Genomic DNA, 13,979 nt, shown 5'->3' with positions numbered 1-13,979 from the left:
CCCGCGTGCGCCGCTCATCGTCCGGTACCCCGCTGTCCGGCTACCGGGTCGATCTCCCGGCCGGTGCCGACTCCGGCCGGGAGTCCGGCGGCCCGCACGGCCTTGAGCCCGGCGATGAACCCCGGGGCCTCGTCGGCCGTTGCTCCCGAGGCCTGAGCTGAGGTCTGAGTTGAGGCCTGAGCTGGGGTCTGAGTTGAGGCCTGAGCTGAAGTCTGCGGCGAGGTCTGCCCCGGGACCTGGCCCGGGAGCTGCCCCGGGACCTGGCCTGAGACCTGCCCCGGGACCTGGCCTGAGGCCTGGCCCGGGAGCTGCCCCGGGAGCTGCCCCGGGAGCTGCCCCGGGACCTGGCCCGGGAGCTGCCCCGGGACCTGGCCTGAGACCTGCCCCGGGACCTGGCCCGGGACCTGCCCCGGGACCTGGCCTGAGGCCTGGCCCGGGACCTGCCCCGGGACCTGGCCCGGGACCTGCCCCGGGACCTGGCCTGAGACCTGCCCCGGGACCTGGCCCGGGACCTGCCCCGGGAGCTGCCCTGGGACCTGGCCTGAGGCCTGGCCCGGGAGCTGCCCCGGGACCTGGCCTGAGACCTGGCCCGGGGCCTGGTCCGGGATCGGTCCCGGGAGTGGCTCGGTCGGCTTGCTCGCGGGCGGGCGGGGAACGTGTCCGGCAGCCGGTGCGGACACCGTCCCGAGCCGGCCCAGCTCCGCGGCGAAGCCCCCTTCGGGCGCCTCCGCCGCGACCGCCGTCGCGTCCGCCGCCGTGTCGACGTCCCGCAGGCGGGGCAGATCCCGTACCCGCAGCCCGGCTCCGACGAGCCGTTCCCGCTGCACGGCACCCGTGGTGTGTGTCGACATCGGCACGCCCCGAAGCAACTCGGGGTCCGGCTCGGCGAGGCCCAGCGCCCAGAAGCCGCCGTCCTCGGCCGGCCCGAAGTAGGCGTCGCAGTCCGCGAAGTCCACCGTGAGCAGGGCGGGCGTCACCTGAGGTGTGTCCATGCCGATGAGCAGCGCGGGCCCCTCGCAGCCCGCGAACGCCGCGGCCAGCCGCTCGTCCAGCGTGCCCGCGCACTGTCGTACGACATCGAAGCCGTCCGGAAGCCAGGGGCCGGGCGCTCCGTCGAGCACGAGGACCCGGCGGCTCGCGGGCGTCGCCGCCACCGCGCGCAGGGTGTCCACGAGGGCCGCCTCGGCGAGCGTCGCGGCTTCCCGGGGAGTGAACGGCGGTGTGAGCCGGGTCTTCACCCGTCCAGGACGTGGTTCCTTGGCGATGACGAGCAGGGTGACGCTCACTGGGCGGTTCCTCCTCGGGAGGGTGCGAGGGCCGACGCCGGAGACGGCGCCGGGGCCGGGGCCAGTACTTGGGCTCCGGCCCGCGCTCCGGTCCGGGCCGCGGTCTGGGCCCGGTCGAGGGACGGGGCCTCGGTGTCGACCGGGACGGGTACGGGCGGTTCGGCCAGTACGCGGCTCATGTCCCGTACCGCCTGCCAGGTGCCGCGCCAGGTGCCGGTGACCTTGGAGACGCCGGTGCGGGCCAGATACGGCACGTCGTGCTCGGCGACGCGCCACCCGGCGTCGGCGGCGCGGACGACCATCTGGAGCGGATAGCCGCTGCGCCGGTCGGTGAGTCCGAGGCCGAGCAGCGCCTCGCGGCGGGCCGCGCGCAGCGGACCGAGGTCGTGCAGACGCAGGCCGGTGCGGCGCCGGAGCATCCGGGCCAGCGCGAGGTTGCCGGCACGGGCGTGCGCGGGCCAGGCGCCGCGCCCGCTCGGCCGGCGCCGACCGAGCACGAGGTCGGCCTCGCCGGCCCGGACCTCGGCGACGAACGGCAGGAGCAGGGCCGGGTCGAGGGAACCGTCGCAGTCGCAGAAGCAGACGATGTCCGCGGTGGCGGCGGTCAGCCCGGCGTGGCAGGCGGCGCCGAACCCGCGGCGCTCCTCGCGTACGACGGTGGCGCCGAGCGCGCGGGCCAGTTCCGCGGAGCCGTCCGTGGAACCGTTGTCCACGACCAGCGCGCGCCAGCCGGCCGGGATCCGGGAGAGCACCCAGGGCAGGGCGCCGGCCTCGTTCAGACAGGGAAGGACCAGGTCGACGTCCGGGTCCGGTACGGGAAAGGTCGTCACGGGCTTCACCTTACGAACGTGAAAGGGATATACCGGACTTCATGTCCTTACGAAACTCGGACGTCGGCCTCGGCGAGCCGCACCGGACCCGGCCGGGTGGGACGCTGGATGCATGCATCGACCGCACGAATCCCCAGGTGCCGGACCCGCCCCGAGCGTGAACGGGGACCCGGGACCGGTTCCGGACACTCACCCGGGGACCGTTCCGGACACTCACCCGGGGCCCACCGCGAGTCCTCACCCGGGGCCCACCGTGGCTCCCCACCGGGAGTCCGGGCCGAACGCCCCCTCGGGGTACGCGTCGAGCCCTCCCCCGGGGTACGCGTCGAGCAACCGCACCGGGCCCGCCGTGAGTTCTCCGGGAGAGTCCGCCGCGCCCGCCGCCGCCTCTCGCGCGGCGGCCACCCGGGTCCTCGTCGTGGACGACGACCCGACCGTGGCCGAGGTCGTCTCCGGGTACCTCGACCGCGCCGGCTATCTCGTGGACGGTGCCGCGGACGGCCCCGCCGCGCTCGCCCGGGCCGCCGCGCACCGGCCCGACCTGGTGGTGCTCGACCTGATGCTGCCGGGCATGGACGGCCTGGAGGTGTGCCGTCGGCTGCGCGCCGAGGGGCCCGTGCCGGTCATCATGCTCACCGCGCGCGGCGACGAGGACGACCGGATCCTCGGCCTGGAGGTCGGTGCCGACGACTACGTCACCAAGCCGTTCAGCCCGCGGGAGCTGGTCCTGCGGGTCGAGTCCGTGCTGCGCAGGACCCGGCCGGGGGCCGCCGCGCGCCCGCTGCGCGCCGCCGGTCTCGCCATCGACCCGTCGGCCCGCCGCGCCACCAAGCACGGCACCGAACTCGCTCTCACCCTGCGGGAGTTCGACCTCCTGGCCTTCTTCCTCCGGCACCCCGGACGGGCGTACGCCCGCGAGGACCTGATGCGCGAGGTGTGGGGGTGGGACTTCGGCGACCTGTCGACGGTCACCGTCCACGTGCGCCGGCTGCGCGGCAAGGTCGAGGACGATCCCGCACGGCCCCGCCTGATCCAGACGGTGTGGGGCGTGGGCTACCGCTTCGACGACACGGAGGCGGCGGCCGGGACCGCCACCCCCGGACCGCCCCACCCCGCGCCCGAGGAAGAGGCCCGCTCGTGAACGACATACTCGTCATGGCCCTGTTCGCCTTCCTGGGCGCCGCCGCGGCCGGTCTGCTCGGCGTGGGCGCGCTCCGGCTGCTGCGGCGCCGCTCGCTGACCGCCTCCGTCGCGGTGGTCGCCGCGGTGGCCGTCTGCGCGATGCTCGCGGGAACGCTGGCGGTGGCGTGGGCGATGTTCCTGTCCCCGCACGACCTGAGCGTGGTCACGACGGTCATCACCATGGCGGCCGTCGTCTCGCTGGCCACCGCGCTCCTGCTGGGCCGCTGGGTCGTCGCCCGCAGCAGGGCGCTGACGCTCGCCGCCCGCTCCTTCGGCGACGGTGGCGACTTCGCGGCCCCCGAAGGTCCGGCGACCGCCGAACTCTCCGCGCTCAGCCGTGAGTTGGCGGCCACCAGCCGCAAGCTGGCCGAGTCCCGGGACCGCGAACGCGCCCTGGAGACCTCGCGCCGCGAGCTCGTCGCCTGGATCTCGCACGACCTGCGCACTCCGCTCGCCGGGCTGCGCGCGATGTCCGAGGCCCTGGAGGACGGTGTGGCGGCGGACCCGCACCGCTATCTGCGCCAGATCCGTACGGAGGTCGAACGCCTCAACGACATGGTCGGCGACCTCTTCGAACTCTCCCGGATCCACGCGGGCGCCCTCGCCCTCTCGCCGTCCCGCGTCTCCGTGTACGACCTCATCGGTGACGCCCTCGCGGGAGCGGACCCGCTGGCCCGCGAACACGGCGTACGTCTGGTCGGGAACCGCATCGAGCAGGTGCCGGTCGAGGTGGACGGCAAGGAGATGAGCCGCGTGCTCGGCAACCTCCTCGTCAACGCGATCCGCCGTACGCCCGCCGACGGCACGGTCGCGGTCGCCGCCGAACGTTCCGACGTGGGCGTCGTCCTGTCCGTCACCGACGGCTGCGGGGGCATCCCCGAGGAGGACCTTCCGCGCGTCTTCGACACCGGCTGGCGCGGGACCCACGCCCGTACGCCGCCCGCCGGAGCGGGTCTGGGCCTCGCCATCGTCCGAGGCATCGTCGAGGCCCACCGGGGCATGGCCGCCGTCCACAACGTCCCCGGCGGGTGCCGCTTCGAGGTCACCCTCCCGATGGCGGGGGTCTGAGCGACGCCCCGGCCCGCGGGCCGGGGCGTCGCTTCCGAGAGGTCCTGGCGAGCGTCCGGTCCGCCCGGTCCTGGCGGGCGTCCGGTCCGCCCGGTCCTGCCGGGCGTCCGGTCCCCGCGGTCCTGGCGAGCGTCCGGTCCTGCCGGGCGTCCGCGTTCCGAGCGGTCCTGCCGGGCGTCCGCGTCCCCCGTGGTCCTGGCGGGCGTCCGCGTCCCCCGCGGTCCTGGCGGGCGTCCGCGTTCCGAGGTGTTACGCCGCGCGCAGCGGCGCCGTCGCGAACTCCCGCATTCCCTCGGTGAATCCGATCTCCGCCTTCCACCCCAGCTCGGCCCGCAGTCGGGCCGAGTCCGCGGTGATGTGCCGTACGTCCCCGAGCCGGTACTCCCCGGTGACGACCGGCTGGGGCCCGCCGTACGCGTCCGCCAGGGCCCGGGCCATCTCGCCGACCGTGCGCGGCTCGCCGCTGCCGGTGTTGTAGACGGTGAGGGCGCCGTCCCGTGAACTCGCTTCCAGGGCGGCCACGTTGGCGGCGGCCACGTCCGACACGTGGACGAAGTCCCGCCGCTGTCCGCCGTCCTCGAAGACACGCGGGGCCTCACCGCGGGCGAGCGCGGACCGGAAGAAGGAGGCGACCCCCGCGTACGGGGTGTCGCGGGGCATCCCGGGGCCGTAGACGTTGTGATAGCGGAGCGACACCGCGGTGCCGTCCGTCGAACGGGCCCAAGCCGCCGCCAGATGCTCCTGCGCCAGCTTGGTCGTCGCGTACACATTGCGCGGGTCGGCGGGAGCGTCCTCGTCCACCAGACCCGGTGTCAGTTCCTCGCCGCAGCGCGGGCAGCGCGGCTCGAAGTGCCCCGCGTCCAGATCGGCGACGGCCCGCGGCCCCGGCCGCACCACCCCGTGCCACTCGCAGGCGTAGCGTCCCTCGCCGTACACGACCATCGACCCGGCGAGCACGAGCCGCCGTACCCCGGCGTCCGCCATCCCGGCGAGCAGTACGGCCGTACCGAGGTCGTTGCGCGACACGTACTCGACCGCGTCGCCGAACCCGACGCCCAGGCCGACCATCGCGGCCTGATGGCACACCGCGTCCACGCCGTTCAGCGCTCCCGCGACGGCCCCGGCGTCGCGCACGTCGTGTCCGTCCCGCAGGTCGAACACCACCGCCTCGTGCCCCCGCGCGCGCAGCGCCGCGACGACCTGACCTCCGATGAACCCGGCCCCGCCGGTAACCAGTACACGCATGGAACGAACGCTAGAACCGCCACCCCGTCCGGCGTCCCCACCACGCCCACCACGTCACCGCTCCGTAAGACCTGGACCGGCGGCGGGATCCGTGCCGACGGCATGCCCGGCACCGGCGGGTTCCGGCCCGGGGCGCGGCGGCGGGTGCTCAGAGGCGGAGCAGCCGTTGGGTGATCTCGCGGTACTGCCGCAGCGCGTGCCGGAGTTCGTCGGACTGGGTCTCGGGGTCCTGGCCGTGCCAGCCCTCGTGAAGCGCGCGCCGCCGTTCCGTGAGGGCGCTCATGAGCTGGGCCGCGGCCTCGTCGAACGCGGTCTCGGCCTCCTCCAGTGCCTCGCGGGGGCTGTGCGCGAAGGTGTTGAGGGCGTGGTGGAGCCGCTGGGTGAGTTCGGTACGTTCCTCCGCCCCGAGCAGCGGTTCCGGGCCCGGCGTGCGACGTCCGGCCGAGCCGGGTTGCCTGTCCGGGGGCTGCTGGGCGCGTGTCTGGTCGTACATATCGTGGGCCACTTCCTGTACGTCGTACCGGCGGGGCGCGTAGGGGGATCGGGTGGCGACGATCATGTCGCAACGAGCGTGTCGTGCCGATCGGGTGTGACGTCGTGTCGTGACGATCGTGTCGCGACGGTCATGTCGTGACGGCCATGTCGCGATGATCGGATGGTGACGATCGGGTGGTGACGATCGGTTCGGACGTTCCGGAAGGGGCATCACCGCGGTGCTCAGAGCCGCCACGGTCACCCGAGGGGCACGGGCCGCACACCGGGTTGTCAGTCAACGCCGGGCGACCCTCTGTGTCAACGCGATCCCGTTCCCGGTCGCGGACACTTCACCCGGGGGCGCCGATCAAGGGTGTCGGCCGGGGGTGTCGGTCGGGGGTGTCGGTCGGGGGACGGCTCCGCGCGGTCGCGTCGGCCGGCCCGTCCGCGGGCGTGTTCAGCCCGCGCTGGATCCCTCCGGTGCCGCCTGCGCGGCGCGCCGGTACTCGGCGTTGATGCGCTGAGCCTCTTCGAGCTGGTCCTCAAGAATGACGATGCGACAAGCGGCCTCGATCGGGGTCCCCCCGTCGACGAGTTCCCGCGCTCGGGCGGCGATCCTCAGCTGATAGCGGGAGTAGCGACGGTGGCCGCCCTCCGAGCGGAGCGGAGTGATCAGGCGGGCCTCACCGATGGCTCGGAGGAAGCCCGGTGTGGTGCCGAGCATCTCGGCCGCCCTGCCCATCGTGTACGCGGGGTAGTCGTCGTCGTCGAGACGACCACTGAGTGGAGTGTCCGTTGTCATTTCACCTCTTTGTGGCACGCGTCGAGGGGCCCCGCCGCCGTACGGCACCAGGGCCCCGAAGGAAATTGAACACCATCTGCCGGCTCTACTGCGGAGCCGACCGTCTGTTTCCGCTACCGGGCCCGGGTGAGGGGCGGGTCAGCGGGGATCGTGTAGGCGTGACCGGGAACCACCGTCCATTCCGGGTTCTTGCGGTACCCGGACCGGGATGCTCTCGGGCCGGGCGATCCTGATGGCGTCTGCTTCCTCCGTCCTTCCGCTGTGTCGGTCACCGGCCGGACCGGCAGCGAACTCCTCCGGCCCGACGATGTCTGCACAAGAAACCCTAATCACGCCACCGGCCGATGTCTACCGTGGCAAAGACAGATTTCAAGATGCTCGGGGTCAAGATATTCTGTGTCACGCAGTGACCGGCGCGGCGGTCGGGGGGTCGCTGAATAGAATCGACTTCCATGTCGAACCCTGACGAGCTCCTCGTTGACATCTCCGCCATGGTGGAGTCCGGGCACAGCACGCAGATGTCGTTGACCGTGGTCGTCGGCGGTGCTGTCATCACCGGCCGGCTGGCTCCCGAGGCCGTGTGGCGGGAGCGGGTGTCGGAGGTCCTGAAGGACTCGGACCGCCTCGGCCCGTTCGCCGACGTGTTCGCCCCCGACCGGACGGCGGGCCGGGGCGACCGCGCCGCCGCGCCGACCCATCTGCACTTCCATCTCGCCCGCATCCTGCAGGGCAGCGTCGGGATTCCCGACACCGGCGGGATGTACCGCGTCGCGATCGAGGACGTCAGCGCCTGGACCGTGGGCGACTTCAGCTACTCCGACCAGTGAAACGCGATGAGGGCCCCGCCGACCGTGTCGGCGGGGCCCTCATGGCTGTCCTGATGCAGGCGCGGACGTCCTCAGAGCTCGAGCGGCTCGGGGCTGCCGAGCAGCGCCGAGGCGTTCTGGAGCGGGCTGAGGACGGGCGCGGGCGGGGCCACCTCAGGGGTACGGCAGGTGAAACCGAGACGGGCCATGGCCCGGGTCACTTCGCCGCTCGTGAAGTCGCGGCGGTCCTGGCGGGTGATGACCTCGCCCACCTGCTTGACGGGGTAGTGGCAGCGGCCGATGATCACGGACTCACCCGTGATCGGCTCGGGCTTGATCCCCTTCATCGACTCCAGCACACCACTCTTGGTGAGGTCGAACGGGAAGCGGGCGATGACACAGCGCATGATGCCTCACAGATAGCGGGAAATAGGCCCGAGCGGCGAGCCGGGCCGAGCGGGCCGGCCGGGGACGGCAGGACGCTCAGGGGGAGGGGACGAGAGGGGCCGGGGTGCGGCGGGGGACGAGGACGTCGCGTACGCGGACGCGGTCCGTGTACGCGGAGCCGTCGCGGACCAGGGCGAGCTGGGCCTCGGTGACCGAGCCCGTGCACTGGTCGTCCTCGTCGCAGACGAGGAGATACCCGACACGGGCGCCCGCCATGACGGACAGCGCCACCTCGACGGTCATGTCGCCCCGCACCCGCGGCCCGGAGGCGTCCCCCGGGTCGACGACGACGGTCGACACGGCAGGGGTGACGGCCGGTGCGGCCGGGGTGACCTTTACGACCCATGCGGGTCCCGCGGAACGCGGCTGCGTCTGAACGAGCGCCAAGGGGGTGCCTCCTGCGGGGCGAGTGCGGGCAAGCGACGACGGGCGACGGTGAGCGACCGGTGGCCGGTCGCCGGTGATCAGTCACCGGCGACCGGCATGTCGCGGTCCTGGGCCGCCGGCTGTCTGCCGTCCGGCGTCAGGTGTCGGCCGTCGGCCATTGGGTGGGGTGCGGTGCTGTCGGGCGGGGGCCGGCCGTCGGGCGTCAGCTGTCAGCTGTCTGGCCGTCAGCCGTCCGACCGTCGGGCCTCGACCGCCAGCGGTCAGCGGTCAGCCGTCTGGCGTCGGCTGTCAGCCGTCTGGCCGTCAGCCGTCCGACCGTCGGGCCCTCGACCGTCAGCCGTCTGGCCGTCTGGCCGTCCGACCGTGTGGCGTCGGGCCGCCGGGCTGTCTGGCATCGGGCCGCCGGGCGTCGGGCCGTCTGGCCTCCGACCGTCAGCCCTCAGCCGTCTGGCTTCAGCCGTCGGGTCCTCGGGCCTCGGTCGTCTGGCCTTGGCCGTCGGGCCGTCTGGCCAGACGACCGTTAGCCGTTAGCCGTTAGCCGTTAGCCGTTAGCCGTTAGCCGTCCGGCGTCCGGCCTTGGCCGTCGGCCCGGACTACTGCTGGGGGGTGCGATGCGTGACGGTGCCGGTGGATCGGCCCTGGCCGGAGCGGCCGCGCCGGCCCCGGGAGGAGGGCGAGGCGCTGCGGCGGGGGCGTTCCGTGACCGGCGCACGGATGACGACCGGCACGCCCGAGGGCGCCTGGGCGCCGGTGATACGGCTCAACTCCGCCTCACCCGAACGCACTTGGCTGGTCTGCGGGGTGATACCGGCGGCGACCATCAACCGGCTCATCTCGCGGCGCTGGTTGGGCATCACCAGCGTCACCACACTGCCGGACTCGCCGGCACGGGCCGTACGGCCGCCACGGTGCAGGTAGTCCTTGTGGTCCGTCGGCGGGTCGACGTTGACGACGAGGTCGAGGTTGTCGACGTGGATGCCACGCGCCGCGACATTGGTCGCCACCAGGACCGTCACGTGCCCCGTCTTGAACTGGGACAGAGTCCGGGTGCGCTGCGGCTGGGACTTGCCGCCGTGCAGGGCGGCGGCGCGGACACCGTTGCTCAGCAGGTGCTCGGTCAGCCGGTCCACCGCGTGCTTGGTGTCCAGGAACATGATCACCCGGCCGTCGCGCGCGGCGATCTCGGTGGTCGTCCGGTTCTTGTCCGAGGCCTGCACGTGCAGGACGTGATGTTCCATCGTCGTGACCGCGCCCGCGGACGGGTCGACGGAGTGGACCACCGGGTCGGAGAGGTAGCGGCGGACCAGCAGATCGACGTTGCGGTCCAGGGTGGCGGAGAAGAGCATCCGCTGCCCCTCCGGGCGCACCTGGTCGAGCAGCGCCGTGACCTGCGGCATGAAGCCCATGTCGGCCATCTGGTCGGCCTCGTCGAGGACGGTGATGGCGACCTGGTTCAGCCGGCAGTCGCCCCGCTCGATGAGGTCCTTGAGCCGGCCCGGCGTCGCGACGACGACCTCGGCCCCGCCGCGCAGGGCACCGGCCTGGCGGCCGATCGACATCCCGCCCACGACGGTGGCCATCCGCAGGCGCAGGGAACGGGCGTACGGGGTGAGCGCGTCGGTGACCTGCTGGGCGAGCTCTCGGGTGGGCACCAGGATCAGGGCCAGCGGCTGCCTGGGCTCGGCGCGCTGACCGGCGGTACGGGCCAGCAGTGCGAGGCCGAAGGCCAGGGTCTTGCCCGAGCCGGTGCGGCCGCGGCCGAGTACGTCACGGCCCGCGAGGGAGTTCGGCAGGGTCGCGCCCTGGATCGGGAACGGGACGCTGACGCCTTCGTGGCCGAGCGCCGCGAGCAGCTGCTCCGGCAGGGCGAGGTCGGCGAACGACTCCACCGGGGGCAGCGCGGGCGTGATCGTCACCGGCACCGCGAACTCTCCCTGCGGGGAAGCCTGTTGGCGTCCGTAGCCCTTCGACCGGCTGGGGCCGCTGGAACGGCCCGAGGACGGGGCGCCGAATCGACTGCCGCCGCTCCTCTTGGAGCCGGCACCCTCGGTGCGGGTGCGGGAGTAGCGATCGTTGGTGCGCGTGCGGTTCATGCGGAACCTTCCTTGACCGGGCGCGTATCAAGGAATTCCCGCAGCGAATGAGCAGCGCAGAGAATCGCGAGAACGAGCCGAATGAAATTCAACACCGAATCGGATCGGTGAGATCTCTCACGGGATGTGCTGCCGGACAGGCGGCGCTATCCCGGAAAAAGAGGAATGGAGAGGGTGAAACGGAGTGGAGCAGGGTGAAGAAAAGCGAAGGAGATCGAAAGGGACCGAAGGGAAACGGACGGGGAGCGGGAGTGAAGCGCCGGACGACGTGCGACAGAACACACGTGGACCGGACACGGCCCTTACGCGACCCCTACGCAGACCTTACGCGGCCCTTACGTAGGCCCGGAGTGGGCCAGGAGCGGGAACAGGTGCCGACGCGGTTCGGGAGCGGACCGAGAGCGGACGAGGAGTGGACCGGATACGGCCCGGGCGCGGGACCGGTGGCGGTAGAGGATCGGGAAAAGAGCCGAAAGGTCCGGGCGCGGGCGCCGCTCCCACGCGCTCGCTTCCCGAGCGGTGGGCGGGGATTCCCACACCGAGGGCCGTCGCCCGGAAGGGCGGGCCGTCGTGGACCTGGTCCGATCCTGAACTCCCGGAAGCGTGGTCGCGGGTCGAACTCACCGCGGACCGCCGGGACGTCTGCACCGGAAACGCGCGAGCTGGGACCCGCACCCCAAGGTGCGGGTCCCAGCTGCGTCATGCGTGAGGGTGTCAGGCGGGAACGATGTTCTCCGCCGTCGGGCCCTTCTGGCCCTGCGCGATGTCGAAGGAGACCTTCTGGCCTTCCTGGAGCTCACGGAAGCCCTGCGCGGCGATGTTCGAGTAGTGGGCGAAGACGTCGGCGCCGCCGCCGTCCTGCTCGATGAAGCCGAAGCCCTTTTCCGCGTTGAACCACTTCACGGTGCCAGTAGCCATGTCAATTCTCCTTTGGGACGGTGCTCGGAGTCCGCACAGTGCCGACTCCGTGTCGCCGTGATGATTACCCCGCCGGAAATGACCGGATACAAAAGAACTCCACCCTGCACGAAGCGGGTGGATGTTCACAAGTTTTTTGGGAACCACAACTGCAACTGCTATCGACAGTAGCACGGCACGATCGATTGTGCGCGGCGGATAACTTCGCCCCGCCTGTCGATCAAGAAATTCTCATCGCGTCCGCCGTCGATTTCTTACGTCGCCGCCACAGATATTGGCTCGCCCCGGTCGTAGCGTTTCTGTCCCGGGATCATGCGGTGGAGTTCGGAGAATGTGACGACAATCGACCCTCGCCGTCACCGCCCGGCCATGAGCGCGTCGCGCGTCACGGTGACGGCACCCTACTCCGCATCGCGCGACGGTGACGGTCACCCGTCGGGACCGGCCGTACGAAGGGAAAGGCCGCCGCGGGACGGGCCCGTACGGATGGGTTCGTCACCGTCGGGACGGCCCGTATGCGGAATCGAGACCATCCCGCGTGCTTCTCCCCGCAACTCCCGGGCGGTCCCGCGCTGTCCTGTGGGGCAGAACCCATGGCCGGGCGAAGCCGGCCCGGGAGAAGCCGTCGAGAAAAGGATGGGTCATGCCCGGTCTCAGAGTGACGTCGGCGATGGCGCTGGCGGGCGGAGTCATGCTGCTGACGGGGTGCCAGGCGGGCACGGGTTCCGCCGCGGGTGCCCCCGGTTCCTCCGCGGCGGCCTCGGCCGGAGCAGCCGTACGCGCGGACGCCCCGGCCACGTCACCCTCGTCGAGTCCCGCCGGCGCGTCCACGCCGTCGCCCGGCTCGGTCACCGCCTCCGCCGCTGCGACCAGCCACCCGCCCACGGCCGTCGCCGGCTGTCGCAACCTGGCCGTGAGCGACGAGGTGAAGGCCGCCGTGACCCGGGTGTACCGGCACGACGTCACCCACTTCACGCACATCGAGCCGGTGCCGCACGTGTTCTTCTACGGCCGGTGCGGCACCGTCCATTACGCCGCCACCCGGTTCGGGCTCACCGCCGGGGCCACGCAGGCGGAACTCGTGGGCATGCAGGACGAGGGCAGTGCCGTCAAATACTTCCGCAGCTCCGGCGGTGGCTGGGCCTACATCGCGAGCGACGGCTTCCCCGCCGGGCCGCACGGCTGCGCGGACATCCCGGCGATCCCGCACGCCCTGGCCACCGCCTGGGGAGACTGCTCGATCGCGCACTGACAGGCGCGCATTGATCGATCGCGCACTGACAGGCGTGCACTGATCGGTGGCGTGAGCCGCCCGTGCGGCCGCCGCCTCCGCTAGAGGCCCCCGGCCGCGCCGCGGTGGCGGTGCTCCGGCTCGGCGTGGCGGTCGTCGGCGTCGTAGCCGTCGTCCTGACCACGAGGACCGGATGCGCGGTGGGCTTGTTCCACGGTCCGGGGTATGTGTCGGCCGCTTCGGCGGGCCCGGTCGAGCAGGGCTCGTCGGCCCGGGCCCACCAGTGCCCGAGGTCCCCGGCCCGCCGTGCGGGAGGCGCCGGGGCCGCCGGTGCTCACGGCGACGGCACCACCGTCGGGATCGCGGACGGAGCGGCCGTCGCCTCGCGCGCGACGGCGGCGAAGTCGACGTATCCGGTCTTCTCCAGTACCGAGATGTGGTCGAGCTCGGCCTGGTTGGTGTCCGTGGCCAGCTCTCGCACCAGCGTGTTGCGGGTGCTGCTGCGCACCTGCGCGAGCGCCTGGAAGATCCTGCCGTGCTCGTCACGCAGCAGGTTCGCGAACTTCTGCCGGTAGTCCTCGCCCTGGGCCGCCGACAACTCGGCGAGCCAGCCCTGCTGTTCCGCGGTCGGCTGGGTCGGCAGCACGATGGCGAGGTCGGCCGCGACCGTGCGGACGCGCTTGTCGAGGTCGGTGTGGCCGGCCACCAGATGGCCGCCAGCGTCCTTGATCGCCTTCGTGGGGGCCCGCTTGACCGCCTCCCGGCCCGCGGGTATCTCCCACAGCCCGTCCAGCTCCACCTGCACCACGAGGTCGCGATCAGCGGCGCTCAGTGGTCCCCACGGTGTGCTCACCACGGGGCCGGGGTCGGCCACGGCGGCCTTCAGCGCGTCGAAACGATGAGGGTACGAATAGAACACCGGGTACGCGAGTGAGCCGATCGTGGCGCCGATCGCCAGCACCATGAAGATCGAGACGAAGCTGCGTCGCACCTGAGCCTCCCTGGGGACCGACTGGTTCGCGGAACCTGTACGCCGGCTGGTGCGGTCCGTACCGGCCGGAGCCTCATTTGGCGCGTACCGAGTGCTCCGGCCCCTGCCCCGCACGGGGGAACGGGAGTTGTGGTGGCTGGGGCACCCGGCCGCCGCGCCAGAAGATCACTTCGCGGCCCGGGACCGATAGGGCCGAACGGCCCCTGAAGCCAGGGCCGG

General features: G+C 72.5%; 13 protein-coding genes and 1 pseudogene. 4 read left to right on the top strand and 10 right to left on the bottom strand.

The genetic code is table 11. From position 1 onward, the window contains the following. Positions 1 to 674: 674 nt before the first annotated feature. Both ACIQRL_RS08365 and ACIQRL_RS08360 read right to left on the bottom strand, forming a co-directional pair. Positions 675 to 1,286: pseudogene (locus tag ACIQRL_RS08365) on the bottom strand (DUF2064 domain-containing protein); the annotation flags it as partial. Next, a complete protein-coding gene (locus tag ACIQRL_RS08360; RefSeq protein WP_401328754.1) occupies positions 1,283 to 2,125 on the bottom strand; it encodes a glycosyltransferase family 2 protein in 843 nt (280 codons plus the stop codon). The gene ACIQRL_RS08360 and the pseudogene ACIQRL_RS08365, both read right to left, overlap by 4 nt. Positions 2,126 to 2,465: 340 nt before the next feature. Between ACIQRL_RS08360 and ACIQRL_RS08355 the strand changes: the two genes are divergently transcribed. Together ACIQRL_RS08355 and ACIQRL_RS08350 are read left to right on the top strand one after the other, a co-directional pair. Continuing rightward, a complete protein-coding gene (locus ACIQRL_RS08355; RefSeq protein ID WP_401328752.1) occupies positions 2,466 to 3,257 on the top strand; it encodes a response regulator transcription factor in 792 nt (263 codons plus the stop codon). A gap of 14 nt (positions 3,258 to 3,271) precedes the next feature. After that, positions 3,272 to 4,366, top strand: coding sequence for a sensor histidine kinase (locus tag ACIQRL_RS08350; protein ID WP_401329551.1), 1,095 nt, complete (start codon positions 3,272 to 3,274; stop codon positions 4,364 to 4,366). Positions 4,367 to 4,615: 249 nt separating this feature from the next. Here ACIQRL_RS08350 and ACIQRL_RS08345 read toward each other — a convergent pair whose 3' ends face one another. From ACIQRL_RS08345 to ACIQRL_RS08335, 3 genes are all read right to left on the bottom strand, one after another. Further along, complete coding sequence (locus ACIQRL_RS08345) at positions 4,616 to 5,611, bottom strand: NAD-dependent epimerase/dehydratase family protein (protein WP_401328749.1); 996 nt, start codon at positions 5,609 to 5,611, stop codon at positions 4,616 to 4,618. 148 nt (positions 5,612 to 5,759) lie between these two features. Continuing rightward, positions 5,760 to 6,104 (bottom strand): hypothetical protein, encoded by a 345-nt coding sequence (locus ACIQRL_RS08340; protein WP_401329548.1) that lies wholly within the window; start codon positions 6,102 to 6,104, stop codon positions 5,760 to 5,762. A gap of 438 nt (positions 6,105 to 6,542) precedes the next feature. Next, positions 6,543 to 6,887 carry a MerR family transcriptional regulator gene (locus ACIQRL_RS08335; protein ID WP_401328747.1) on the bottom strand — a complete coding sequence of 115 codons (345 nt, stop codon included), beginning with the start codon at positions 6,885 to 6,887 and terminating at the stop codon, positions 6,543 to 6,545. Between the two features lie 452 nt (positions 6,888 to 7,339). On the opposite strand from ACIQRL_RS08335, the gene ACIQRL_RS08330 reads away from it, so the two are divergent. Then, positions 7,340 to 7,714 (top strand): hypothetical protein, encoded by a 375-nt coding sequence (locus ACIQRL_RS08330; protein WP_401328744.1) that lies wholly within the window; start codon positions 7,340 to 7,342, stop codon positions 7,712 to 7,714. 71 nt (positions 7,715 to 7,785) lie between these two features. Here the strand turns inward: ACIQRL_RS08330 and ACIQRL_RS08325 are convergent, their stop codons facing one another. The 4 genes from ACIQRL_RS08325 to ACIQRL_RS08310 form a co-directional block, all read right to left on the bottom strand. Then, a complete protein-coding gene (locus tag ACIQRL_RS08325; protein ID WP_401328742.1) occupies positions 7,786 to 8,100 on the bottom strand; it encodes an SCO5918 family protein in 315 nt (104 codons plus the stop codon). A gap of 76 nt (positions 8,101 to 8,176) precedes the next feature. Continuing rightward, positions 8,177 to 8,527, bottom strand: a complete 351-nt coding sequence (locus tag ACIQRL_RS08320; protein WP_401328739.1) for a CBS domain-containing protein — start codon at positions 8,525 to 8,527, stop codon at positions 8,177 to 8,179. A 593-nt stretch (positions 8,528 to 9,120) separates the two neighbouring features. Continuing rightward, positions 9,121 to 10,620, bottom strand: a complete 1,500-nt coding sequence (locus tag ACIQRL_RS08315; RefSeq protein ID WP_401328736.1) for a DEAD/DEAH box helicase — start codon at positions 10,618 to 10,620, stop codon at positions 9,121 to 9,123. Between the two features lie 714 nt (positions 10,621 to 11,334). Then, positions 11,335 to 11,538, bottom strand: a complete 204-nt coding sequence (locus ACIQRL_RS08310; protein ID WP_030224351.1) for a cold-shock protein — start codon at positions 11,536 to 11,538, stop codon at positions 11,335 to 11,337. 643 nt (positions 11,539 to 12,181) lie between these two features. Between ACIQRL_RS08310 and ACIQRL_RS08305 the strand changes: the two genes are divergently transcribed. Next, positions 12,182 to 12,790: a hypothetical protein gene (locus ACIQRL_RS08305; RefSeq protein ID WP_401328733.1), complete on the top strand. Its 609-nt coding sequence runs from the start codon at positions 12,182 to 12,184 to the stop codon at positions 12,788 to 12,790. Between the two features lie 313 nt (positions 12,791 to 13,103). Here ACIQRL_RS08305 and ACIQRL_RS08300 read toward each other — a convergent pair whose 3' ends face one another. Next, positions 13,104 to 13,760, bottom strand: coding sequence for a DUF4142 domain-containing protein (locus ACIQRL_RS08300; RefSeq protein WP_401328730.1), 657 nt, complete (start codon positions 13,758 to 13,760; stop codon positions 13,104 to 13,106). Between the last annotated feature and the right edge of the window lie 219 nt (positions 13,761 to 13,979).

This window comes from Streptomyces sp. NPDC091209, assembly GCF_044757755.1.
In the GTDB taxonomy this organism is placed as follows: domain Bacteria; phylum Actinomycetota; class Actinomycetes; order Streptomycetales; family Streptomycetaceae; genus Streptomyces.
The sequence above is the reverse complement of the archived record's forward strand: the minus strand, read 5'-3'. Positions and strand labels throughout refer to the sequence as shown.